20 protein-coding genes are annotated in these 22,335 nt (G+C 62.9%); 6 read left to right on the forward strand and 14 right to left on the reverse strand.

The window, feature by feature from the left end; genetic code table 11:
• Positions 1-98 precede the first annotated feature (98 nt).
• From BCY88_RS28835 to BCY88_RS28845, 3 genes are all read left to right on the forward strand, one after another.
• Positions 99-1,760 (forward strand): long-chain-fatty-acid--CoA ligase, encoded by a 1,662-nt coding sequence (locus BCY88_RS28835; RefSeq protein ID WP_120347571.1) that lies wholly within the window; start codon positions 99-101, stop codon positions 1,758-1,760.
• A gap of 159 nt (positions 1,761-1,919) precedes the next feature.
• On the forward strand, positions 1,920-2,306 hold the full coding sequence (gloA, locus tag BCY88_RS28840) for a lactoylglutathione lyase (RefSeq protein WP_120347592.1): 387 nt from the start codon (positions 1,920-1,922) through the stop codon (positions 2,304-2,306).
• 26 nt (positions 2,307-2,332) lie between these two features.
• Complete coding sequence (locus tag BCY88_RS28845) at positions 2,333-2,731, forward strand: hypothetical protein (protein ID WP_120347572.1); 399 nt, start codon at positions 2,333-2,335, stop codon at positions 2,729-2,731.
• Between the two features lie 140 nt (positions 2,732-2,871).
• Here the strand turns inward: BCY88_RS28845 and BCY88_RS28850 are convergent, their stop codons facing one another.
• The 9 genes from BCY88_RS28850 to BCY88_RS28890 all read right to left on the reverse strand — a co-directional run bounded on the left by BCY88_RS28850 (position 2,872) and on the right by BCY88_RS28890 (position 13,011).
• Positions 2,872-3,762 (reverse strand): M48 family metallopeptidase, encoded by an 891-nt coding sequence (locus tag BCY88_RS28850; protein ID WP_120347573.1) that lies wholly within the window; start codon positions 3,760-3,762, stop codon positions 2,872-2,874.
• Positions 3,763-3,806: 44 nt separating this feature from the next.
• A complete protein-coding gene (locus BCY88_RS28855; protein ID WP_120347574.1) occupies positions 3,807-4,565 on the reverse strand; it encodes a lysophospholipid acyltransferase family protein in 759 nt (252 codons plus the stop codon).
• A 40-nt stretch (positions 4,566-4,605) separates the two neighbouring features.
• Entirely contained in the window at positions 4,606-5,160 is a 555-nt protein-coding gene (gene gmhB / locus BCY88_RS28860; RefSeq protein WP_120347575.1) for a D-glycero-beta-D-manno-heptose 1,7-bisphosphate 7-phosphatase, read from the reverse strand.
• 10 nt (positions 5,161-5,170) lie between these two features.
• Positions 5,171-7,270, reverse strand: coding sequence for a glycine--tRNA ligase subunit beta (glyS, locus tag BCY88_RS28865; protein ID WP_120347576.1), 2,100 nt, complete (start codon positions 7,268-7,270; stop codon positions 5,171-5,173).
• Positions 7,271-7,285: 15 nt separating this feature from the next.
• Complete coding sequence (glyQ, locus tag BCY88_RS28870; RefSeq protein ID WP_120347577.1) at positions 7,286-8,293, reverse strand: glycine--tRNA ligase subunit alpha; 1,008 nt, start codon at positions 8,291-8,293, stop codon at positions 7,286-7,288.
• Between the two features lie 208 nt (positions 8,294-8,501).
• Positions 8,502-9,353, reverse strand: coding sequence for an FkbM family methyltransferase (locus tag BCY88_RS28875; RefSeq protein WP_259461541.1), 852 nt, complete (start codon positions 9,351-9,353; stop codon positions 8,502-8,504).
• Positions 9,354-9,524: 171 nt separating this feature from the next.
• Positions 9,525-11,135, reverse strand: coding sequence for an FMN-binding glutamate synthase family protein (locus BCY88_RS28880; protein ID WP_120347579.1), 1,611 nt, complete (start codon positions 11,133-11,135; stop codon positions 9,525-9,527).
• 123 nt (positions 11,136-11,258) lie between these two features.
• Positions 11,259-12,404, reverse strand: coding sequence for a tRNA 2-thiouridine(34) synthase MnmA (gene mnmA, locus BCY88_RS28885; RefSeq protein WP_120347580.1), 1,146 nt, complete (start codon positions 12,402-12,404; stop codon positions 11,259-11,261).
• A 124-nt stretch (positions 12,405-12,528) separates the two neighbouring features.
• Positions 12,529-13,011, reverse strand: a complete 483-nt coding sequence (locus BCY88_RS28890) for an NUDIX hydrolase (RefSeq protein ID WP_120347581.1) — start codon at positions 13,009-13,011, stop codon at positions 12,529-12,531.
• Between the two features lie 292 nt (positions 13,012-13,303).
• Here BCY88_RS28890 and BCY88_RS28900 point away from each other — a divergent pair, with 292 nt between their 5' ends.
• From BCY88_RS28900 to BCY88_RS28910, 3 genes are read left to right on the forward strand one after another with little or no spacing between them, the layout of a single operon-like run.
• Positions 13,304-14,446: a Re/Si-specific NAD(P)(+) transhydrogenase subunit alpha gene (locus tag BCY88_RS28900; RefSeq protein ID WP_120347583.1), complete on the forward strand. Its 1,143-nt coding sequence runs from the start codon at positions 13,304-13,306 to the stop codon at positions 14,444-14,446.
• Positions 14,447-14,458: 12 nt separating this feature from the next.
• Complete coding sequence (locus tag BCY88_RS28905) at positions 14,459-14,785, forward strand: NAD(P) transhydrogenase subunit alpha part 2 (protein WP_097391320.1); 327 nt, start codon at positions 14,459-14,461, stop codon at positions 14,783-14,785.
• Positions 14,785-16,239, forward strand: a complete 1,455-nt coding sequence (locus BCY88_RS28910) for an NAD(P)(+) transhydrogenase (Re/Si-specific) subunit beta (protein ID WP_120347584.1) — start codon at positions 14,785-14,787, stop codon at positions 16,237-16,239. The genes BCY88_RS28905 and BCY88_RS28910 overlap by 1 nt, the downstream gene beginning before the upstream one ends.
• Positions 16,240-16,324: 85 nt before the next feature.
• On the opposite strand, the gene BCY88_RS28915 is transcribed toward BCY88_RS28910, so the two are convergent.
• The 5 genes from BCY88_RS28915 to BCY88_RS28935 all read right to left on the reverse strand — a co-directional run.
• Positions 16,325-17,065, reverse strand: a complete 741-nt coding sequence (locus tag BCY88_RS28915) for a helix-turn-helix transcriptional regulator (RefSeq protein WP_120347585.1) — start codon at positions 17,063-17,065, stop codon at positions 16,325-16,327.
• A gap of 74 nt (positions 17,066-17,139) precedes the next feature.
• Positions 17,140-17,523 carry a VOC family protein gene (locus BCY88_RS28920; RefSeq protein ID WP_120347586.1) on the reverse strand — a complete coding sequence of 128 codons (384 nt, stop codon included), beginning with the start codon at positions 17,521-17,523 and terminating at the stop codon, positions 17,140-17,142.
• 296 nt (positions 17,524-17,819) lie between these two features.
• Positions 17,820-19,115 (reverse strand): THUMP domain-containing class I SAM-dependent RNA methyltransferase, encoded by a 1,296-nt coding sequence (locus BCY88_RS28925; protein WP_120347587.1) that lies wholly within the window; start codon positions 19,113-19,115, stop codon positions 17,820-17,822.
• Between the two features lie 253 nt (positions 19,116-19,368).
• Positions 19,369-21,492, reverse strand: coding sequence for a site-specific recombinase (locus BCY88_RS28930; protein ID WP_120347588.1), 2,124 nt, complete (start codon positions 21,490-21,492; stop codon positions 19,369-19,371).
• A 341-nt stretch (positions 21,493-21,833) separates the two neighbouring features.
• The coding region (locus tag BCY88_RS28935) for an IS30 family transposase (protein ID WP_120345929.1) at positions 21,834-22,335 on the reverse strand (502 nt) is incomplete at its 5' end.

Consider the following 22,335-nt stretch of genomic DNA (forward strand, 5'->3'; position numbering starts at 1 on the left):
ATAGACCCAGGAAAGACGCCGCGCGGTGCACGTCAGCGCGCAGACGCAGCGGCACATCGTGCATTGGCGCATCGCGATGCGAAACTCAGGGAAGAGACATGGAAAGAATCTGGTTGAAGTCCTATCCGCCGGGCGTCCCGGCAGAGATCGACGCTACGCAGTTCAGCTCTGTTGGCGACTTGCTGGAGCGGAGTTTCGTGGCGCACGCGGCCGAGCGCGCGTTCGTCTGCCTGGGGCGCGCGCTGACCTACGGCGAGCTCGATGCGAAGTCGCGTCATCTCGCGGCCTGGTTTCAATGGCTGGGTCTTGCGCGCGGTGCGCGTATCGCCGTGATGCTGCCGAACGTGTTGCAGTATCCGGTGGTCATGGCGGCCATCCTGCGGGCCGGCTACGTGGTGGTGAACGTCAATCCGCTGTACACGCCGCGTGAACTGGAACATCAGTTGAACGACAGCGGCGCGGAAGCGATCGTGCTGCTCGACCCCTTCACGAAGACGCTCGAGGCCGTGCAGGCGCATACGTCGATCAGGCATGTCGTACTGACATCGATCGGCGAAATGCTCGGCGCGGGGAGTCCCGCGATTGCGGACAATGTGCCGCCAACGTCATGTATCGCGCTGGACGATGCGATCGCGCGTGGCGCGCACACCGGCTTCACACCTGTCACGCTCACTCAAGGCGACGTCGCGGTGCTCCAGTACACCGGCGGCACCACCGGCGTTTCGAAGGGCGCCACCTTGCTGCACGGCAATCTGATCGCCAACGTCCTGCAATCGGAGCTGTGGCGCGAACCGGTTTATCGTGAGCGCAGCGATATCAAGCAGTACATCACAGTCGTCGCGCTGCCGCTCTATCACATCTTCGGGCTGACGATCTGCGGCTTGCTGACGATGCGTTGCGGCGGTCTGGGCATCCTGATTCCGAATCCGCGCGATCTGCCGGGGATGATCAAAGCGCTGCAGGGCTTCGCGATCAACTCGTTCCCCGGCGTGAACACGATGTATAACGCGCTGCTGAACGAACCCGATTTCAAAACGCTCGACTTCTCGAAGCTGGTGCAATCGAACGGCGGCGGCATGGCGGTGCAACAAGCCGTCGCGCAACGCTGGCAGGCGCTGACCGGCGTGCCGATCGTCGAAGGTTATGGGCTTTCGGAAACCTCGCCGTGCGCCACCACCAATCTGCCCACGGCCACCGCGTTCACCGGGACGGTCGGCTTGCCGTTGCCGTCCACGGACATCTCGATTCGCGATGACGCCGGCCACGAAGTGCCGCTCGGCGAGCGCGGCGAAATCTGCATTCGCGGGCCGCAGGTCATGGCCGGCTACTGGAATCGTCCCGATGAAACCGCGAAGGTGATGACGCCGGATCGCTTCTTCAAATCCGGCGATATCGGTGTGATGACGGAACAGGGTTTCGTGAAAATCGTCGATCGCAAGAAAGACATGATTCTGGTGTCGGGTTTCAACGTCTATCCGAACGAGATCGAGGACGTGGTGGCGAAGCACCCGGGCGTGTTCGAGGTGGTGGCGGTTGGCGTGCCGGACGCGGAGGCGGGAGAAGTAGTGAAGCTTTACGTGGTCAAGAAAGACCCGGCGCTCACCGAAGCGGATCTTCTCGTCTTCTGCAAGGAACAGCTAACGGGTTACAAGCGCCCCAAGATCATCGAGTTCCGCAGCGAACTGCCGAAGACCAATGTCGGCAAGATTTTGCGGCGCGTATTGCGCGACGAGCTGACCGAGATGAAGGGCGCGAGTTGAAAACGGGCGTGGCGCGCTTTTTACCGCACCGCCTGTCACGTTTCTTGCCACGCGTTTGCTGTGCGTTCGCGCCATGCCATGACGTTTGGCGCGCCGCTGCAGCGCGGCGTGATTCGGGGTACATTCTCGTTCTCGACATCACGCACTAGGGAGTACACGATGCGCCTGCTTCACACCATGCTCCGGGTCGGCGACCTGGACCGCTCGATCGCGTTTTATACCGGGCTGCTCGGCATGAAATTGCTGCGCAGGGACGATTACCCGGAAGGCAAATTCACGCTGGCGTTTGTCGGCTATGAAGACGAACGCAACGGCACCGTCCTCGAATTGACGCACAACTGGGATACGCCGTCGTATGACCTCGGCAGCGGCTTCGGGCACCTCGCGGTCGAAGTCGAAGACGCGTACGCGGCATGCGACAAGATCAAGGCTCAAGGCGGCAAGGTCGTGCGCGAAGCCGGCCCGATGAAACACGGCACGACCGTGATCGCTTTCGTCGAAGATCCGGACGGCTACAAAATCGAGTTCATCCAGAAGAAAAAGTGACGTAAGCGGCAGGGCGAGGACAAGCAATGAATAAAAGTAATCCCTATTTCGAAGAACTTGCCGAGATCCACGTCGAAATTCAGGCGTTGTTCGACGGCTCCGCCGATCACGGCGCGCTGGAGCGCATCATGGCGCGCTTCGCGCCGCAATTCACACTGGTCATGCCGTCTGGTCTCGCCCTCGACCACGCGGGTCTGCGGGCGATTTTCACGAAGCTGAACGGCGCGCGTCCCGGCTCGCAGATCACGATCCGCGATATGGAGATCGTGTCCGAGTATGCGTCGGGCGCAGTGGTGAAATATCGTGAGTACCAGCGCGACAGCGCGGGCAATGCGAACGTGCGGCGCTCAACAGCGGTGCTGGAACTCGACGCGCATGGCAAGGTGATGTGGCGTCACCTGCAGGAAACTTTCTGCACGGAGTAAGTGGCGGGTTTCAGAAGGCCGGCGCTTCGGGTTGAGGCGCCGGCCTGGTGACTGCAAGACTTGACGGCTTCAAGGCCTGATGGTCGAGTCGAAGAGGCTGAAGACCGAAGCCTCGTAGAGTCGCAGAAGACCCGAAGGCGCTAAAGCGTCGGCAGCAATTCCGGCGGATGCGACTTCAGCGTCTGCCGCGCTTCGCGGAATTCCGGAAAAATCGACTCGACCGTCTGCCAGAAGCGCGGACTGTGATTCATCTCACGCAGATGCGCAAGTTCGTGCGCAACGACGTAATCGATGATCGACAGCGGGAAGTGAATCAGCCGCCAGTTCAGGCGGATTTTGCCGTCGCTCGAACAGCTGCCCCAACGCGTGGCCGCGGAAGAGAGCGCGTACGCGCGATAGTTCACGCCCAGCTTCTCCGCATAGATCGCGAGGCGCTCGCCGAACAGACGTTTTGCTTCGCCTTGCAGCCAGCCTTGCACGCGATCCTTGATCTGCTGCGGGTCTGCCTGCAGCGGCAGCGGCACCTGCAATTCGCCTTCATCCGCATTGAACGCAAGCGTGCCTTGCGGCGAACCGAGCCTCACACGCACCGGGTGGCCGAGGTACGGCACTTGCGCGCCATCTTTCCAGTCGACCTTGGGCAGCGCGCGCTGTTCGACACGCGTTTGCCATTCGATCAACTTCGTGAAAATCCAGCGCTGCTTTTCGGTGATCGCGGTCTCGATATCGGCGAGCGTGACCCAACGTGGTGCGGTAATCATCAGCCCGGTGCTGTCGATCGCAAAGCCGATCGAGCGGCGTGCCGAGCGCTTGAGCACATAGTGCAGCGTGCGTGAGCCGATGGTGAGGCTGCGCAGCTTGGTGCCATCCGGCGCGAGCGGCACGGCCGGCTGCTGCCCGCTCTGCGAGCCGGCCAGGGGAGCGGACGGTGTTGGGGACGACGAGGTCGACCCCGGCTCGGCGAAGAGCGGGAGATCGAGCTGCCGGTTATCGAGCGCCGCAGCGGGCTGCGACGTAGGAGACTTCTGCATCGGATTCGGCTTCGCGCAAATGCGCCTTCGAGGGCGCGGGCGCGTCAGATTGGTGCGGCGGCGGAGGTGCTATCCGCCGCGCGGTACGCAGTAGGATCGATGCGACGCATTTCAGCTTCGATCCACTGTTCGACGCGCGTGTTCACTTCATCGGGCGTGAGCCCCGTCGTCTCGATCGGCTTGCCGATCGACACTGTGACTATACCCGCATATTTGAGAAACGAGTTGCGCGGCCACACGCGCCCGGCGTTGTGCGCGATCGGCACGACCGGCGCGCCGGTGGCAATCGCGAAACGCGCGCCGCCGGTTTTGTACTTGCCTTGCTTGCCGGTCGGCGTGCGCGTGCCTTCCGGAAACATGATCACCCAGGCGCCTTCCGCCATGCGCTGCTTGCCTTGCTTGATGACCGATTCGAACGCGTACTTGCCTTCCTTGCGGTCAATGTGAACCATCTTCAGCATGCCCAGCGCCCAGCCGAAAAACGGCACATACAGCAGTTCGCGCTTGAACACGTAGCACAGCGGCCGCGGCATCAGCGCCGGGAAAGCCAGTGTTTCCCATGCCGATTGATGCTTGGACAGCAGCACGGCCGGACCGTCGGGCAGATTCTCGAAACCCTCGATCCTGTAGCGGATGCCATTCAGCCAGCGTACCGTGTGCAGCGTGGCCTTGCACCAGCCGGCCGCCATCCAGTAGCGGTTGTCGGCGCGCATGAACGGAAACGCGATGAAGCACGCGGTTGCGTACGGCACCGTGAAGAGCACGAAGTAGATCAGCAGCAGCAGGGAACGAATGAAGCGCATCGGCGTGGTCTGTGAGGGTTGGTGACGCGCGTGGCGCGTGTCACTCTTGAGCGTCGGAAAGGAAGTCGAGTGCGAACGCGCGCAGGTCGTCGTGCACCCGCGTACCTTCGGGCAGGCCGCCGGCCTGGAGCGTTTTGCGGCCCTTGCCGGTCAGCACCAGATGAGTCGGATGTCCGAGCGACGCACCCGCTTGCAGGTCGCGCATCGCGTCGCCGACCACCGGCGTATGCGCCGGATCGACTTCGAAACGCTCGGCGATCATCTTCAGCATGCCGGGCTTCGGCTTGCGGCATTCGCAGTGATCTTGCGCCGTATGCGGGCAGAAGAACACCGCGTCGATGCGCCCGCCGACTGCTGCCGCCATGCGATGCATTTTCAGATGCATCGCGTTGAGCGCGTTCATGTCGAAGAGACCGCGGCCAATGCCAGACTGGTTGGTCGCAACCGCGATGCGATAACCGGCCTGGTTCAGCCGCGCGATCGCTTCGAGCGAACCGGGCAGGGCGACCCATTCGTCCGGCGACTTGATGAATGCGTCGGAATCGACGTTGATCACGCCGTCGCGGTCGAGGATCACCACTTTTTTGGTCGGCATGGCGGCGGGCTCAGGCGGCGAGTCGGGAAATGTCAGCGACGCAATTCATCTGCTGATGCAGCGCGCCGAGCAAAGCCAGACGGTTGGCCCGCAACGCCGGATCTTCGGCGTTGACCATCACGTCGTTGAAGAACGTGTCGACCGGTTCGCGCAACGCGGCGAGCGCGGTCAGCGCGCCCGTGTAGTCGCGCACGGCGAGTTGCGATTGCACGCGCGGCGCGACCTGCTCAAGCTGCGCATGCAAGGCTTTTTCCGCCGCTTCGGTCAGCAGCGTGACCTGTACGCCGCCGGTCGTGCCGCTTTCCGACTTCTTCAGGATGTTCGAAATCCGCTTGTTGGCCGCCGCGAGCGATGCCGCTTCCGGCAACGCCGCGAATTCGCGCACCGCATCCAGGCGCGCCACGATGTCGTCGAGGCGCGTTGGGTTCAGTGCGAGCACCGCGTCGATTTCGCCCGGCGCGTAGCCGCGCTCGCGCAGCAAACCGCGCAGACGGTCCATGCTGAATTCGTAAATCGCCTGCGTCGAATCGGCGACGCCCGGCACGGCGGCAAATTGCGCGTAAGCGGTGTGCAGCAGTTCGATCAGATCGACCGGCAATTGCTTCTCGACCAGAATCCGCAGCACGCCCAGCGCATGACGGCGCAGCGCGAACGGGTCTTTCTCGCCGGTCGGTTGCAGGCCGATGCCCCAGATGCCGACCAGCGTTTCGAGCTTGTCGGCGAGCGCGACGACGGTGCCGGTTGCCGTGGCCGGCAACGCATCGCCGGAGAAGCGCGGCTGATAGTGTTCCGAGCACGCCAGCGCGACTTCTTCCGGCTCGCCGTCGTGGCGCGCATAGTACGTGCCCATCGTGCCTTGCAGCTCGGGGAATTCGCCGACCATGTCGGTGATCAGGTCGGCCTTGGAGAGGCGTGCGGCCCGCTTCGCGAGCGCGGCATCCGCGCCGATCAGCCCGGCAATCGCGCCGGCCAGCGCTTCGACGCGCTCGACGCGTTGCAGCGCCGAACCCAGCTTGTTGTGATACACGACGTTGGCGAGCAGCGGCACGCGCTCGGCGAGCGGCTTCTTCTTGTCCTGCTCGAAGAAGAACTTCGCATCGGCCAGACGCGGACGCACCACGCGCTCGTTGCCTTCGACGATATCGCCCGGTGTTTTCGTCTCGATGTTCGACACGATCAGGAAGCGCGAGCGCAGCTTGCCGTTCGCATCCGTCAACGCGAAGTACTTCTGGTTCGTCTGCATGGTCAGGATCAGGCATTCCTGCGGTACCTGCAGGAATTCGTCCTCGAAACGGCAGGCGTAGACCACCGGCCATTCGACCAGCGAGTTCACTTCATCGAGCAGCGATTCGGGCATCACGACCTGATCGCCGTCGGCTTGTGCGAGCAGATGCGTGCGGATGGTTTCCTTGCGGTCGGCGAAATTCGCCACCACACGGCCCTTGTGCATCAGCGTCTCGGCATACGCATCCGCGTGCTGGATCTGCACGAGGCCCTCGGACAGGAAACGGTGGCCGAGCGTGGTGTCGTCGGCATCGACGCCCAGTGCCGTGACCGGCACGACTTCGTCGCCATGCAAGGTGGTCAGGCGATGCGCCGGACGCACGAACTGCACACTGGTGCCGTCCGGGCGCTGATAGGTCATCGGCTTCGGGATCGGCAGCTTGCCGAGCGTTTCGTCGAGCGCGGTCTGCAGGCCTTCGGCGAGCGTGGCGCCCGGCGCGGCGTAGCGCAGGAAGAAGGCTTCGGCCTTGCCGTCCTGCGCGCGCTCCAGGTCGTTCACCGAAAAATCGGGGAAGCCGAGCGCGGCCAGTTTCTTGGCGAGCGGCGCGGTGGGTTGGCCGTCTTTATCGAGCGCGACCGACACCGGCAGCACTTTTTCGCGCACATGTTTTTCCGGCGCGACCGAACGCACGTTCCTGATGGTGACGGCGAGGCGGCGCGGCGTGGCGTAACGTTCGAACGACCGTTCGCCTTCGACCAGGTCGCGCGCCGCGAGGCGCTGCGCAATGCCTTCGGCGAACGCGTCGCCGAGGCGCGCGAGCGCTTTCGGCGGCAGTTCTTCGGTCAGAAGCTCGACGAGCAGGGTAGCTTGATGGGGTTGAGTCATTTCTTGATGGTCTCGTCAGTCCGGATCGATCTTGCGTTCGATTTTCAGCGGCGGTGCCCACGCGGGCTTCGCGGCATCCTGTTCGTCGGTGGTCAGACCGGGCACGCCGTGCACCGGATTGCCGAGCATCGGGAAACCGAGTTTTTCGCGCGATTCGTAGTATGCCTGGGCGACCAGACGCGACAGCGCGCGAATCCGGCCGATATACGCCGCGCGTTCCGTGACGGAGATCGCGCCACGGGCGTCCAGCAGGTTGAACGTGTGGCCGGCCTTCAACACCAGTTCATAAGCGGGCAGTGCGATCTGTGCGTCGATCATGCGCTTGGCTTCTGCTTCGTAGCTGTTGAAGAAGGTGAACAGCAGATCGACGTTCGCATGCTCGAAGTTGTAGGTCGACTGTTCGACTTCGTTCTGGTGGTACACGTCGCCATAAGTCAGGCGGCGAAGTTCCGGGCCGTTCGGGCCTTGCTCTTCCCACTCGGTCCAGACCAGGTCGTAAACGTTTTCGACCTTCTGCAGGTACATCGCGAGACGTTCGAGGCCATAGGTGATTTCGCCGAGCACCGGCTTGCAATCCAGGCCGCCGACCTGCTGGAAGTAGGTGAACTGGGTCACTTCCATGCCGTTCAGCCACACTTCCCATCCAAGGCCCCACGCGCCGAGCGTGGGGTTTTCCCAGTCGTCCTCGACGAAGCGCACGTCGTTCTGCTTCAGGTCGAAGCCGAGGGCTTCCAATGAACCGAGATACAGGTCGAGGATGTTTTCCGGCGCCGGCTTGAGCACCACCTGGTACTGGTAGTAATGCTGCAGGCGGTTCGGGTTCTCGCCGTAGCGGCCGTCTTTCGGGCGGCGCGACGGCTGCACATAGGCGGCTCGCCACGGTTCCGGGCCGATTGCGCGCAGGAAAGTATGGACGTGGGACGTGCCCGCGCCGACTTCCATGTCGATCGGCTGGAGCAACGCGCAACCCTGCTTGTCCCAGTAGGACTGCAGTGTCAGGATGATTTGCTGAAACGTGAGCATGAAGTGCCTTTCGGGCATGGGGCCGCGCCGTAAGCGCCGAAGCGCGCCGGGTGGCCGTGGAGCGAAGTGCTAAACCGTAGATTTTAACGGAAAGGGAGGGGGGTGTCCGTTTTGCGGGGTCGGAGGGGAACCGGCGTGTTCTCCAAACAAAAAAAGGCCGCGTCAGGCGGCCGATTGTCGTTCGTCTTCGCGCAAGGTGTTGCGTGGGCTAGGTGAGCACGCCCATCAACGCATGCGCGGCAGAATCCGAATCCGTCACCTCCACAAATCCCGCCATCTCCATCTCCAGTTCACGCGGCAGCGCGAGCATATTGGACGACACCAGGCGGCCGTAAATGTTCTCCGCGCGCCCAAATACATTGCCCGGATTGAATAAAGGCGGCAAATGCCACCACATCCGGTACTCCTTCGACCACAACCACTCGATCAACGCCTGCGACTGATCGAGCCGGTCGTTCTCGACATAAATCACCGGCCGCGAGCGGGCGATGGTGTCCGTCGCGCCCAACAGCGCGTTCAACTCAAACCCTTCCACATCGAGCTTCAGCAAACCAACCGTATGCGAGCGCAAGACATCGTCCAGCCGGACGCACGGAACCGGAATCGTATTCGCCGCAGCCTCGGTCTGCATCGACACCGAGCCAAAGTTGCCCGGTGCATCGTAGTCGGGCCGTTCAAAATGCAATGTGCTCGCACTCGCCCCGCATGCGTACGGCCACGCCAGCACGTTACGCACACCATTGGCCGCCAGATTCGCGCAGAGGTTCTGAAAGATCACCGGCTGCGGCTCGAATGCAACCAGCACCTGGCGGCGTGCTTCGGCCTCGCGTGCCAGCATGATCGTATGCACGCCGATATTCGCGCCGACCTCGACAACGATCCCCGGCTGCACCAGTAACTGCCGCAACACAGCAGATTCAAGCTCGCAGCATTCACCGTACTCGATGAGTGCCCGGCCCAGATAGAAGTCGTTGGGATTGGCAAGCATCCAGCCGTGGCGGGTCTGGACGAGTTGCGTATGAGCGCCAAGCGTAAGCGGAGCAGGAGGGGATGTGAGCATGGACATTAAGCGGGTGCAGAAAATCCCGCCAATGTACGGCCCGGTGCAGCGCTTGTATATAAGACGGCTTCCTAAGGATTCTTATTTTTCTGCAAGAAATCGTCGTCAAAATTTAAGACTCAGGCGGCGATCGGCACATGCCCCATCGCCGCCATCGCCACCACAGCCGGCTTATGTAGCGGCCAGCTCAACTTTCGGTGCAAACGAGTCGCTTTGCGCCATGGGCCAATATTTCTCGTACAGCGTGTAGCGATAGTTGCCGTTCAGCAGATCGTTCGGATCGAGGTACTTCAGCAACTCGGACATCAACTGCACCTCATGCGACGAGACGCGCCGCACAATGTGATGCGCGCGCAATTCCGCCGGATGCTTGAGCCCCGCGGCCTGAATGATTTCCTTCAGCGCATGCAAGGTGTTGTGATGGAAGTTGAACACGCGATCGGCTTTGTCCGGCACCACCAGCGCGCGTTGACGCACCGGGTCCTGCGTGGCGACGCCCGTCGGGCAGCGGCCGGTGTGGCAGGTCTGCGCCTGGATGCAACCGACCGCGAACATGAAGCCACGCGCCGCATTGACCCAATCCGCGCCGATCGCCAGCGTCTTCGTAATGTCGAATGCGGTGATCATCTTGCCGCTCGCGCCAATGCGGATGCGCTGACGCAAGCCGATGCCGACCAGCGTGTTGTGCACCAGCAGCAGCCCTTCCTGCAACGGCACGCCGACGTGATCGGTGAATTCGAGAGGCGCCGCCCCCGTGCCGCCCTCCGCACCGTCGACCACGATGAAGTCCGGCAGAATGCCCGTTTCCAGCATCGCCTTCGCAATGCCGAAGAATTCCCACGGATGCCCGATGCACAGCTTGAACCCGGTGGGCTTGCCACCGGACAGCGTGCGCAACCGGTCGACGAATTCGAGCAGGCCGCGCGGCGATGAGAATTCGGAGTGGGTGGCCGGCGAGATGCAATCGCGGCCCATCGGCACGCCGCGCGTTTCCGCGATCTCGGGTGTGATCTTGGCGGCCGGCAGCACGCCGCCGTGACCGGGCTTCGCGCCTTGTGAGAGCTTCACTTCGATCATCTTCACTTGCGGCTCGGCGGCCTGCTTCGCGAACTTCTCCGCGCTGAAGGTGCCGTCGTCGTTGCGGCAGCCGAAGTAGCCCGAGGCGATTTCCCAGATGATGTCGCCGCCATGCTCTCGGTGGTATTTCGACATCGAGCCTTCGCCTGTATCGTGCGCGAAGTTGCCTTTCTTCGCGCCGAGGTTCAGCGCCATGATCGCGTTTGCCGACAGCGAACCGAAGCTCATCGCGGAGACATTGAAGATCGACATCGAATAAGGTTGCGCGCGGTCGGGCCCGACGACGATACGGAAGTCGTGGCTGGCGATCGTGGTCGGCGCGAGCGAGTGGCTGATCCATTCGTGCGCGACGGCTTTGACGTCGAGTTCGGTGCCATACGGGCGGCTGTCCACGTCGTTCTTGGCACGCTGGTAGACGATGCTGCGTTGCGCGCGAGAGAACGGTTTTTCGTCGGTGTCGTCCTCGACGAAATACTGGCGGATTTCAGGGCGAATGAATTCGAACAGGAAGCGGAAGTGGCCCCACAGCGGATAGTTGCGCAGAATCGCGTGGCGCTCCTGCGTCAGGTCGAACAGACCGAGCGCGACGAGCGCCACCGGCACGATGATCCAGAACCACGAAATGTGATGCGTCGCGGCGAGCGCCGCACAGGCTGCGAGCAGAATGACCGCGCACCACATCGCCAGATAACGTCGAGAAAGCATGGGGACTCCAGTGCAGTGAGGATCGTCGCGGCGGGATCGTCGACGCTGTCGGCGCAAACGGAATCCGCCGCGAAGGGAAGCGAACGACTGCTTGTTATGGTGAAGCTAACTCAAGCGCACGGCTCAACGGGCGCTCAGCAACGCTGCCTGTTGTGGCTGGCGCACCGTTGGTTGCCCGGTCACCGCGTGTTCGATGATGCCACCGCCGAGGCACACGTCGCCATCGTAGAGCACCGCAGATTGCCCCGGTGTGACAGCCCATTGGGCGGCGTCGAAATTCAGCTCGAAGAGCCCTTCGCCCACACCGGCCGCACTGAAGGTGCACGGTGCATCCGCTTGCCGGTAGCGGGTTTTCGCACCGCAGGCAAAACCTTCGGTGGGCGGAACGCCTGCGACCCAGCTCGTATTGCCCGCGCTCAACGTATGACTCAGCAGCCAGGGATGCTCATGGCCTTGCGCGACATACAGCGTGTTCGACGCAATGTCTTTGCCGGCGACGAACCACGGCTCGCCGCTGCCGTCCTTGCTGCCGCCAAGGCCGATGCCCTTGCGCTGTCCGAACGTGTAGAACGCGAGGCCGATGTGTTCGCCGATCACTTTGCCTTCGGTGGTTTTCATCGGACCGGGTTTGGTCGGCAGATAGCGGTTCAGGAAGTCGCGGAACGGCCGCTCGCCAATAAAGCAGATGCCGGTCGAATCTTTCTTCTTCGCATTCGGCAGCGCGATCTGTTCGGCGATCTCGCGCACCTTGGTTTTCGGAATCTCGCCGAGCGGGAATAGCGTCTTCGACAACTGCGCCTGGTTCAGCCGATGCAGGAAATACGACTGGTCCTTCGTATGATCGAAGGCCCTCAGCAGTTCGAAGCGGCCGTTGTTCTCACGCACGCGTGCATAGTGGCCGGTTGCGATGGTTTCCGCACCGAGCGACATGGCGTGATCGAGGAAGGCTTTGAACTTGATTTCGGCGTTGCACAGCACGTCAGGATTCGGCGTGCGGCCGGCCGAGTATTCGCGCAGGAATTCGGCGAACACGCGGTCCTTGTACTCGGCGGCGAAGTTGACCGCTTCGACATCGATACCGATCAGGTCCGCGACCGAAACCACGTCGATCCAGTCCTGCCGCGTCGAGCAGTACTCGCTGTCGTCGTCGTCTTCCCAGTTCTTCATGAACAGGCCGACCACGTCGTAGCCCTGTTCCTTCAGCAGCCACGCGGTAACCGACGAATCGACGCCGCCCGACATGCCTACTACGACTTTCTGCTTGCTCATAAGGTGCTCACTGGGTACTGCGCGACTTCATTGATCGTGGGTTGACCGGGTTGCCTGCTCGCCTGCCTGGCCGCTCGTGACGGCTTACGCCGGGCGATGCCAGCTTACGTCTATTTATGCCTGCTCATGCCTGTTTGCGTCCGACCGAATGCGTGTGCACGAAGTCGAGCGGGAAACGCCGCCCCGCGAGGTAATCGTCGATACATTGCATCACGAGCGGGGTGCGGTGCCGTTCAGGGCAGTCGCGCAATTCGTCGGCGCTCATCCACAGCGTGCGGACAATGTCGGGATCGAGCGCGCGCGCTGCATCCACTTCGCCGCTCGTGCCGCAATAGGTGAAGCGCAGATACGTTACGCCCTCACTGCCGGGCCGCTCGAAATGCGTCATATACATGCCGACCAGCGCCTCGGGCGTGAACGGATGCGCGGTTTCCTCGAGCGTTTCGCGGATAACCGCTTCCACCAGCGTTTCGCCGGCCTCCAGGTGGCCGGCGGGCTGATTCAGGCGCAGGCCGTCGGCGGTATGTTCCTCGACGACGAGAAAACGCCCACCACGCTCGACGATGGCCGCAACGGTGACGTGCGGCAGCCAGGTTTCCGGTTTCATGGGTGCGCATTTTACCGTTTATGGGCCTGGGCTGCCGGGAAGCGGGCGACCGGCTGCGGGCGACCGGCAGCGGGCGACCGGCGGTTAAGGCCCAAGCGGTTCAGGCGGCGCGAGCGGCGGCCCGTCGCCTGCATCCAGCAAGGCGCCCGCCAGATCAGGACCCCCGGATTGTCCCCGATTTCGGCGCACCCCCAGGTTTCGGTTAAAGTGACGCCGTTAGCCGTTGCACTTGCAAGCCGGCGTGCCTCGTCGGCAGCTCTGTCGTAAAACAGGAAGTCGAGGAGGAACAAAGATGCACATCGGAGTGCCAGCCGAGACGCGCGCGCACGAAACCCGCGTCGCCGCGACGCCCGAAACGGTCAAGAAGTATGTGACCCAGGGCCATCGGGTCACGATCCAGAGCGGCGCCGGCACCGGCGCAAGCTTTCCTGACGATGCCTTTACAGCTGCCGGCGCGGAAATCGTCGATGCGGCTACTGCTTTTGGGGCGGATCTCGTCCTTAAGGTCCAGTCGCCGACCGATGCCGAGTTGCCGCTGCTCAAGCGCGGCGCGACGCTGGTCGGCATGCTCGATCCGTTTAATACCGAAAACTCATCAAAGCTGGCGGCCGCAGGCGTGACCGCGTTCGCTTTAGAGGCTGCGCCAAGAACCACGCGCGCGCAGAGCCTCGATGTTTTGAGCTCGCAGGCCAACATTGCCGGATACAAGGCGGTGCTGCTGGCGGCCACGCTCTATCCGCGCTTCATGCCGATGCTGATGACCGCCGCGGGCACCGTGAAAGCGGCCCGCGTGCTGATTCTCGGCGCAGGCGTGGCGGGTCTGCAGGCGATCGCGACGGCCAAGCGCCTCGGCGCGGTGATCGAAGCCTCCGACGTGCGTCCGGCGGTCAAGGAGCAGATCGAATCGCTCGGCGCCAAATTCCTCGACGTGCCATACGAAACTGACGAAGAGCGCGAAGCCGCGCAGGGCGTCGGCGGCTATGCACGGCCGATGCCGCCTTCGTGGCTGACCCGCCAGTCTGCATTGGTCCACGAGCGGGCGAAGCAGGCGGACGTGGTGATCTCGACTGCCCTGATCCCGGGCCGCGCTGCCCCGACCTTGATTTCAGTGGAAACCGTTCAGGCCATGAAACCCGGCTCCGTGCTGGTGGACCTGGCGGCGGGCCGCGGCGCCGAATATGAAGGCCGGCGCGGCGGTAACTGCCCGCTGACCGAAACGGATCAGGTCGTCGTGAAGCATGGCGTGACGATCGTCGGCTATACGAATCTGGCTTCGATGGTGCCCGCCGACGCGTCGTCGCTCTACGCACGCAACCTGCTCGACTTCCTCAAGCTGATCATCACCAAGGAAGGCGCCCTGAACATCGATCTCGCAGACGACATCGTCGCGGCCACGCTGCTGGCCCGCGACGGCGAAGTCACGCGCAAGTCCTAACGGAGAACGGCGATGGAAGTCATCAACCACACCGTCATCAATCTGATCATCTTCGTGCTGGCGATCTACGTCGGCTACCACGTCGTCTGGAATGTCACCCCTGCGCTGCACACGCCGCTAATGGCCGTGACCAACGCGATTTCGGCGATCGTGATCGTCGGCGCGATGCTCGCAGCAGGCCTCACCGTGGGCGACACCGGCAAGTTCTTCGGCACGCTGGCCGTCGCGCTCGCGGCGGTGAACGTGTTTGGCGGATTCCTCGTGACGAGACGAATGCTGGAGATGTTCAGGAAGAAAGAGCCGAAGAAGCTCCCCGCAGCGGCTAAGGAGAACGCGTAATGAGTCTGAACGTCGTCACGCTGCTTTATCTGGTCGCGTCGGTCTGTTTCATCCAGGCGCTCAAGGGGCTGTCGAATCCGAAGACGGCGCGTACCGGCAATACCTTCGGCATGGTCGGGATGGCGATTGCGATCCTCACCACCATCGCGCTGATCGTCAAACAGGCGAACGCGCTCGGCTCGAATCTCGGGCTGGGGCTCGGCTTGCTGCTGGTCGCGCTGGTGATCGGCGGCGCGATCGGCGCGTTTGTCGCCGCGCGCGTCGAGATGACCAAGATGCCGGAACTGGTCGCGGCGATGCACTCGCTGATCGGTCTCGCGGCGGTGTGTATCGCCTATGCGGTGGTATCGGAGCCGTCCGCGTTCGGCCTCGTCGATCCGGAGAATGCGATTCCGGGCTTCCTGCCGTATGGCAATCGCGTCGAGCTGTTCATCGGCACGTTTGTCGGCGCGATTACGTTCTCCGGTTCGGTGATCGCCTTCGGCAAGCTGTCGGGCAAGTACAAGTTCCGCCTGTTCCAGGGCGCGCCGGTCGTCTATGCGGGGCAGCACCTGATCAACCTGTTCCTCGCGATCGGGATGCTCGGCTTCGGCGTGATCTTCTTTCTCACGCAATCGTGGCTGCCGTTCATCATCATGACGATCATCGCGTTCGTGCTCGGCGTGCTGATCATCATTCCGATCGGCGGCGCGGATATGCCGGTGGTCGTGTCGATGCTCAACTCGTATTCGGGCTGGGCGGCGGCGGGCATCGGCTTCTCGCTGAACAATCCGATGCTGATCATCGCGGGTTCGCTGGTGGGCTCGTCGGGGGCGATCCTGTCGTACATCATGTGCCGCGCGATGAACCGTTCGTTCTTCAACGTGATTCTCGGCGGCTTCGGTAACGAGGCGGGCGCGGCGGTGGCAGGTGGCGCGGCGGAGCAGCGTCCGGTGAAATCCGGTTCGGCCGACGACGCCTCGTTCATGCTCGGCAATGCTGAAACCGTGGTGATCGTGCCGGGTTACGGTCTCGCGGTGGCGCGCGCGCAGCATGCGTTGAAGGAGTTGACCGACAAGCTGGTCGAGAAGGGCATCGAGGTGAAGTATGCAATTCACCCGGTGGCCGGCCGGATGCCGGGCCACATGAACGTGCTGCTCGCGGAAGCGGAAGTGCCGTACGACATGGTCTACGAAATGGACGACATCAATGGCGAGTTCGGTCAGGTCGACGTGGTGCTGGTGCTCGGCGCGAACGACGTGGTGAATCCGGCCGCGAAGAACGATCCGAAGTCGCCGATCGCGGGTATGCCGATTATCGAGGCATACAAGGCGCGCACGGTGATCGTGAACAAGCGCTCGATGGCCGCCGGTTACGCGGGCCTCGACAATGACCTGTTCTACATGGACAAGACGATGATGGTGTTCGGTGACGCGAAGAAGGTGATTGAGGATATGGTGAAGGCGGTGGAATAACGAACCGGCCACGGTGCTACGCGGCCTGCCTCGCGGCGGGCCGCAGAATCGTATCTACACGATGATATCTGCGGTATCTGCGTCTTCACCGCGGCTTCGCGTTTACATGCCGCAGCCAGTCCGCTAACCGTCGGCCTTCCTGATCGGGATACGTTTCGAGCACCTGAAGATCGCTGATCCTCTCCAGCCCGAAATTGCGGAAATCGCCGCGCAATTCACACCACGCGCCGAGTGTCCAGCGCGCGCCCCAATAAGCCAGCGCCAGCGGCCACACGCGCCGCTCGGTCGCCGCGCTATTCGCATCGGTATAGGCAAAGCTCACGACCTGACGTGCATCGACCGCCCGATGCAGCACGTCCACCTTCGCTGAAAAATCCGCCTTGATGTGAAACGACGGCGCGAAGATCGCCAGGCGTTCGAGTGTTGCGCGCTTGTCGACCGGCATGGCCGAGGCGATCTTCGCCAACGCACCGCGTGCGCCGCTCGCGAAGCCCGCGCCGCCCCACGATTCGAGCATGCGCGCGCCCGCTGCGAGCGCGGCGAGTTCGTCGGCGGTGAAGGTAAGGGGCGGCAGGCTCGCCGCGCGGCTCAAGCGGTAGCCGATGCCTGCTTCACCTTCGATTGGCACGCCTGACAGTTGCAGATCGCGCACGTCGCGATAGACCGTGCGCAGCGAGATATTCAGCCAGTCGGCGAGTTGTTGCGCGGTGGTCAGACGCCGTCCGCGTAACAGTTCGGCGATCTGGAACAGGCGGTCGGCGCGGCGCGTCATCGTGGGCGTCTTGTAGAAAAGGACGGGAACAGTCCCCCGATGATAGCGCCGCATGGCGTGCTCCGGTCCGCATTGCGCGCGGCGTCTCGCGATGGCTTGCGATGTCTGTTAACCGCCGCGCCGCGTGCTCAACCGTTGGTCAGCGAATGCAGGCCGAGACGATTACCTTCCGTATCGGTGAAAAACGCGATATAGCCGATGTCCTGCGGCAGCTTGATCACCGGGCCATCGGTCTTGCCGCCGGCCTTTTCGATGCGGGCGAGAGTGGCGTCGACGCTCGGTTGGGCGCTCAGATAGACGAGCACGCCGTCACCGGTCGGCGTCATCGACGGGCTATGGACGATCGCGCCGCCAGTGGCCGGTTCCTCGTAGCCGAAGATGGCGATCGGCTGGCCGCCGATTTCCTCCTGACGCAGTTTGACGTCGAGCGCGGTTTCGTAAAAACGCACAGCGCGATCGAAATCGACGGACGGAATTTCGAACCATGCAACAACTTTGGATGATGCGGACATGACACTCTCCTGTGGATGGCGGTAAGCCGTGCAAAGCGCCGGATGGCGTGAGAAGGAGTGTGCGTGGGGGCTGCTGACAGCGTAGTGTCAGTAGGGTGTCGCGAAGTAGGTGGAAAAGACGTGGTGGTCGATCAGCGGGCAGCCACGAAGAGATGGCTGGCGAGCGACGCCGCGCGAACGAAGGAACGGGGACGCTGGTGTGACAGCAGGTGGAACCTGAGGCGGGCGAGCCGTTTGGTACCGGCGAAAAAAACCGCGGACCAGGCCGCGGTTTTTCGATGTCGCTCTGCTCCGGCTTACGCTGCCGGTGTGTCGTTGTTCTGCGGCCGTTGCCGGACGCTGCCTGCAATCAGATCGAAGCGGAACAGCCGGCATTCGAGCGCGCCGTTGAAGAGCGGCGTTTTGGTCGATTCGCGCAGACGCATCTGCCCCGGCAGCTTGCGATCCGAAGTCAGAATAAACGCATGCCAGCCGGTGAAGCGCTGCTTCAGCGCGTCGCCGAGCGACTGGAAAAACTCGCTATCCGGCGCTTCTTCCTGAGCGCGGCGGAAGCTGTCGTCTTCTCGGCCTTCACGCGTGGCACGGCCTTCGCGGATTTCGCCACGTGCGTTGCGGCCGCGCACTTCGATCCGCTCGCCATATGGAGGATTCGCAACAAGGATGCCGGGCTCAGCCGACGGCGCCGCCATGCCGCGCGCGTCAACCTGCTTGAGCGCAATTGACGGCAGACCGGCGCGCTGGAAGTTCGCCCGTGCTTTATCGAGCATGTCGCCGGAAATATCGCTGCCGAAAATCTGCAGGTCGGAGCGCGAGCTGCGGGCGGCGTGCTTCGCGTCGAGCGCGGCGGCCTTCAGGGGTTGCCAGGTCTTGGCTTCGAATTGCTTGAGCTTCTCGAAGCCGAAGCGGCGCTCCGCGCCCGGCGCGATATTCAGTGCCACTTGCGCAGCTTCCGCGAGGAAGGTGCCGCTGCCGCACATCGGGTCGTACAGCGGCGTGCCGGCGGTCCAGCCGGTCAGGCGCAGGATGCCCGCCGCGAGATTCTCGCGCAGCGGTGCTGCGCCCTTGTCGAGGCGCCAGCCGCGCTTGAAGAGCGGGTCGCCGGAGGTATCGAGGTAGAGCGTGCAATCGGTGGCGGTAAGGAACGCGAACACGCGCACGTCGGGCATGGCGGTGTCGATGCTCGGACGCGCACCGCTGACTTCGCGCAGACGGTCGCAGATCGCGTCCTTGACACGCAGCGTGGTGAATTCGAGGCTGCGCAGCGGTGATTTGATCGCGGTGACGTCCACGCGCAGCGTCTCGTTCGCGGAGAACCACTGTTCCCAGCGCTGTTCGAGCGCGAGCGCGTAAATGTCCTGTTCGCTGCGATACGGCCGATGCGCGATTTTCAGCAACACGCGGCTCGCGAGGCGCGAGTGCAGGTTGGCGGCCATGCCGGCGGCCCAGCCGCCGCGGAAATGCACGCCGCCGGGCACTTGCGCGCCGGCCGTGAACGGCGCGCCGTTCAGGTGCTTTGCGGCAATTTCGGCGAGCTCGGTGGCGAGCGAGGCTTCAAGGCCGCGCGGACAGGGAAGGAAGAAATCGAAGGACATTGAGGTTGCCGGAAGGCGTTAGATAAGGCGCTATTGTACGCGGTCGGGGGCGCGGCCCATCTACGATCCCGGGGCGGGACCGGTCAGGGCGGCGGCGGCAGGCGCCGTGGGCCGCCGTAGGCCGGCTCCCGCTGCCCCTTGGCGGCGAGTATCGAGCGCCGCCCGCACCACCGCCCCCGTACCACCGCCCCCGTACCATCATGCCCACAGCCCGGCAGAACGCGGAAGCAAGGTGGCCGGCGCGCCGCAGGCTTCACTTGCCTTCAGGCGCCGTTCTGGACGGCCATACCAGTTCGAGTGGATGTCTGAACACCCGCTGCCAGATCGCGCCACGCAGCGAGCGCACCGCACTGCGGCGCAGGTCACGCGATTTCACCGCCATGTAGAAGGCGAGCGCGAAACTCACGGCCACGTTGAGGATCGCCATACTGCCGACGCCTGCGACCGCCCACCACAACTCCGGCAGCTCCAGCGCGCCCTTGCCGAGCACGCCGAGCGCCACGCCGATCGATCCGGCGCTGAGCGTCACGTGACGCACCTCGAAAGCAAAGGCGAAGGCTGTCAGGATCGCCGGGACGAGCCCGAGCATCAGGCCAAGCGTGATATTGCCCACCACGCCCGCCACATTCGAGCGGCAAAATGCGGCGAGCCGCGCAGCGCCGGCCACGCCAAGCGTCATGCGCAGACGCCGGTTGTAGGCAAGCGCATCCGCCACGCGATGCAGGACGAACCAGTTGTCCGCCCAACCCGACAGCAAGCTCGACGACCACAGCAGCACGCCGGTCAAGGCGGCATAGAACGGCGTCGGCCCGAGCAAGGAGAACGAGTGCAGCGTGGCGTGCGCTTTCTCCGGTGAAATGATGTTGGCGTTGAAGAGCGTGTGCCACAGCAATTGCACGCCGAAGCACACGGGAAACACGAGCAGCACGTTGCCGAGCACCGCCGCGGCCTGTGTGCGCATCAGCGCGGTCACCGAACTCACGAAGCTGTTGACGCCTGCCGGTGTGCCGACGCCGTCCAACTCACGGGCAAGGGTGGGCGCGGTCATTGCCGGTTGCTTGGTGGCGAGCGAGAAGTGCAGGAAGTGCATCAGCAGGAAGCTGGCCGAGTAGTTGATGCCGGCGAGCAGGCCTTCGAACATCGATTGCAGATGCGCGCCGGTAATGGCGAATTTCACGCAGACCGTGACGACGGTCACGAGCCCGCCGCCGGCCGCCATGCGCAGCATCTTCAGATATTCGGCACGATCGCGTGCGATGTAGTGTTCGCCGGTGTCGGCGCTGTATTCGACGACCTTGCGCGCCAGCAAGGAAAAATTGCTGCGCACGAGATGGGCGACGCTCTGGCTTGCGCGATTCGCCTCCACCAGTTCGGCGGCGAGGCGTGCGCTAGCGTGCGGATCGTCCTGCGTCATCCAGGCGTTCAGCAGATGTTCCGCGCGCACGATACGCATACGCATCCGTTCGACCTGGAACACGATGTCGACACTGACGCCGTTGCGGTAGAGGTGGGCGAAGACGTTGTCGGTGGCGCTGCGGCATTCGTCGAGCAGCAGGCGCAGATAGTTGACCTCATGCAGCAGCTTGTCTTGCGGGCCGCCTGCGCCGACTGCCTGATGGGCTGCTTCGACAGCAAGCATGGCGCGCGTGAGCCGGTAGAACGGCTGCTTTTCCATGGCGACGCGTACATCGCCGGTGTCGCGAGCGTCGACTTCGCCCAGACGGCTGCGGACGGTTTGCGACAGACCCGTCGAACTGATCTGGCAGGTGAGGTTGTGCAATGCGGCCAGCAGGTCGAGCGAGAAAGGGGTGATGTCACCTTGTTCGCTGTCGTCCTGTTCATAGTTGAAGAGGGCGTGGATGCGGGTGAGCAGATCGGTTGGCAGACTGGCGATCCATTCGGCGTCGCGTTCCTGGCTGAACATCAGTGTGACGATCGCGCTCAGGTCGCGCCGGTTTGGTGCGGGCGGGATCAGAGAGGTTTCGAGGCGCTCGAAGAGTGCGCCGAAGAAGCCGGAGTGAACGGGCATGCCTGCGTCGCAGAGAAGCGAGAGGCCGTCGCTTTCGCGAAGGAGCGCGCGGAGAATGCCGGCGACATTGGCCTTCCAGGCCGGGTTGCGGTCCAGCACGTGGAGGAGATAGCGGATTCTTGTGTGTGCTGGAGTTGAGCGTGATGTGTTGCTGTCGACGGTGTTGTCGAGTTGTTCGGGTTGGACTGCGCGGCCGCGGTGGATCCAGTGGGCGAGTTCGATCAGCCATTCACTGCGGTCCGGGTAAGGGGCGGTTTGGTCTGCGATTGCCAGCAGCGCGTCCAGTTGATGGCCGCCGTCGCGGGAGGCGCGCCATTTTTTTATGAATCTTTTGATCGAGTTGAACATTTGCGGTTTTTTTGCCCTGCGGGCGGGTGTTGCGCTGCGGCGCCTGGGGTTTGGTTTTTGGGTTCGGCTTTTGGGTTCGGTTAGCTGGAAGGATAGGGTATGTGGTTTGGGGGCTGGTTAATGTTTTGCACTATTTTGCTTTTTTTTGTTTGCCTGCGCGGCGCTTGCTGGTTGTGGTGTTGGGCTTTTCTTGAATTGTTAGTGGTCTGTTCTGTCTGTGGTTTTGTGGCGTTGGCCTTTCCTTGATTTCTTATTGGTCTATTAGCGTTGCCCCTGTGCGGGGCGGCACTTACTTTCTTTGCCGCCGCAAAGAAAGATAAGCAAAGAAAGCGGCGGCGGATTCAACCGGTCATTGCAACACCCAACGTTTCTGCCAGTTTTTCAGCAGGGTTCATAAATTGCAAGGTCTGACGGGGTCGACCATTCAGTTGCGCAGCGACCTTGTTCAGGTCTGCCTGCGAATAGCCGTCCACTGGCTTGCCTTTGGGGAAATACTGACGCAGCAGCCCATTCGTGTTCTCGTTGCTGCCGCGTTGCCATGGACTTCGCGGGTCGCAGAAATACACCTGCACGTCCGTGGCAATCGTGAAGTTCCGATGGCTCGCCATCTCGGTACCCCGGTCCCATGTCAGTGAGCCACGCAGTTGTTTCGGCAGTTTATTCACCTGTTTTATCAGCGCGGACACCACACTTGCCGTGTCCTTGCCTGCCACCTTGACCAGCATCACATAACGCGAGTGCCGCTCCACCAGTGTGGCTATGTAGGTGTTGTTCGAGCCCGCCAGCAGATCGCCTTCCCAATGCCCGGGCACCGCGCGGTCTTCCACTTCGGCCGGTCTTTCG

It is taken from the genome of Paraburkholderia fungorum (assembly GCF_003610895.1).
Lineage (GTDB): Bacteria > Pseudomonadota > Gammaproteobacteria > Burkholderiales > Burkholderiaceae > Paraburkholderia > Paraburkholderia fungorum_B.

Bases quoted from the DNA above. Each gene is read 5' to 3' on its own strand.
- BCY88_RS28835 (WP_120347571.1), top strand. From the start codon at position 99: ATGGAAAGAATCTGGTTGAAGTCCTATCCGCCGGGCGTCCCGGCAGAG.
- BCY88_RS28930 (WP_120347588.1), bottom strand. From the start codon at position 21,492: ATGTTCAACTCGATCAAAAGATTCATAAAAAAATGGCGCGCCTCCCGC.
- BCY88_RS28845 (WP_120347572.1), top strand. From the start codon at position 2,333: ATGAATAAAAGTAATCCCTATTTCGAAGAACTTGCCGAGATCCACGTC.
- BCY88_RS28910 (WP_120347584.1), top strand. From the start codon at position 14,785: ATGAGTCTGAACGTCGTCACGCTGCTTTATCTGGTCGCGTCGGTCTGT.
- BCY88_RS28890 (WP_120347581.1), bottom strand. From the start codon at position 13,011: ATGAAACCGGAAACCTGGCTGCCGCACGTCACCGTTGCGGCCATCGTC.
- BCY88_RS28900 (WP_120347583.1), top strand. From the start codon at position 13,304: ATGCACATCGGAGTGCCAGCCGAGACGCGCGCGCACGAAACCCGCGTC.
- BCY88_RS28850 (WP_120347573.1), bottom strand. From the start codon at position 3,762: ATGCAGAAGTCTCCTACGTCGCAGCCCGCTGCGGCGCTCGATAACCGG.
- gloA (WP_120347592.1), top strand. From the start codon at position 1,920: ATGCGCCTGCTTCACACCATGCTCCGGGTCGGCGACCTGGACCGCTCG.
- BCY88_RS28920 (WP_120347586.1), bottom strand. From the start codon at position 17,523: ATGTCCGCATCATCCAAAGTTGTTGCATGGTTCGAAATTCCGTCCGTC.
- glyS (WP_120347576.1), bottom strand. From the start codon at position 7,270: ATGACTCAACCCCATCAAGCTACCCTGCTCGTCGAGCTTCTGACCGAA.
- BCY88_RS28855 (WP_120347574.1), bottom strand. From the start codon at position 4,565: ATGCGCTTCATTCGTTCCCTGCTGCTGCTGATCTACTTCGTGCTCTTC.
- BCY88_RS28915 (WP_120347585.1), bottom strand. From the start codon at position 17,065: ATGCGGCGCTATCATCGGGGGACTGTTCCCGTCCTTTTCTACAAGACG.
- BCY88_RS28875 (WP_259461541.1), bottom strand. From the start codon at position 9,353: ATGCTCACATCCCCTCCTGCTCCGCTTACGCTTGGCGCTCATACGCAA.
- mnmA (WP_120347580.1), bottom strand. From the start codon at position 12,404: ATGAGCAAGCAGAAAGTCGTAGTAGGCATGTCGGGCGGCGTCGATTCG.
- BCY88_RS28905 (WP_097391320.1), top strand. From the start codon at position 14,459: ATGGAAGTCATCAACCACACCGTCATCAATCTGATCATCTTCGTGCTG.
- BCY88_RS28925 (WP_120347587.1), bottom strand. From the start codon at position 19,115: ATGTCCTTCGATTTCTTCCTTCCCTGTCCGCGCGGCCTTGAAGCCTCG.
- BCY88_RS28880 (WP_120347579.1), bottom strand. From the start codon at position 11,135: ATGCTTTCTCGACGTTATCTGGCGATGTGGTGCGCGGTCATTCTGCTC.
- gmhB (WP_120347575.1), bottom strand. From the start codon at position 5,160: ATGCCGACCAAAAAAGTGGTGATCCTCGACCGCGACGGCGTGATCAAC.
- glyQ (WP_120347577.1), bottom strand. From the start codon at position 8,293: ATGCTCACGTTTCAGCAAATCATCCTGACACTGCAGTCCTACTGGGAC.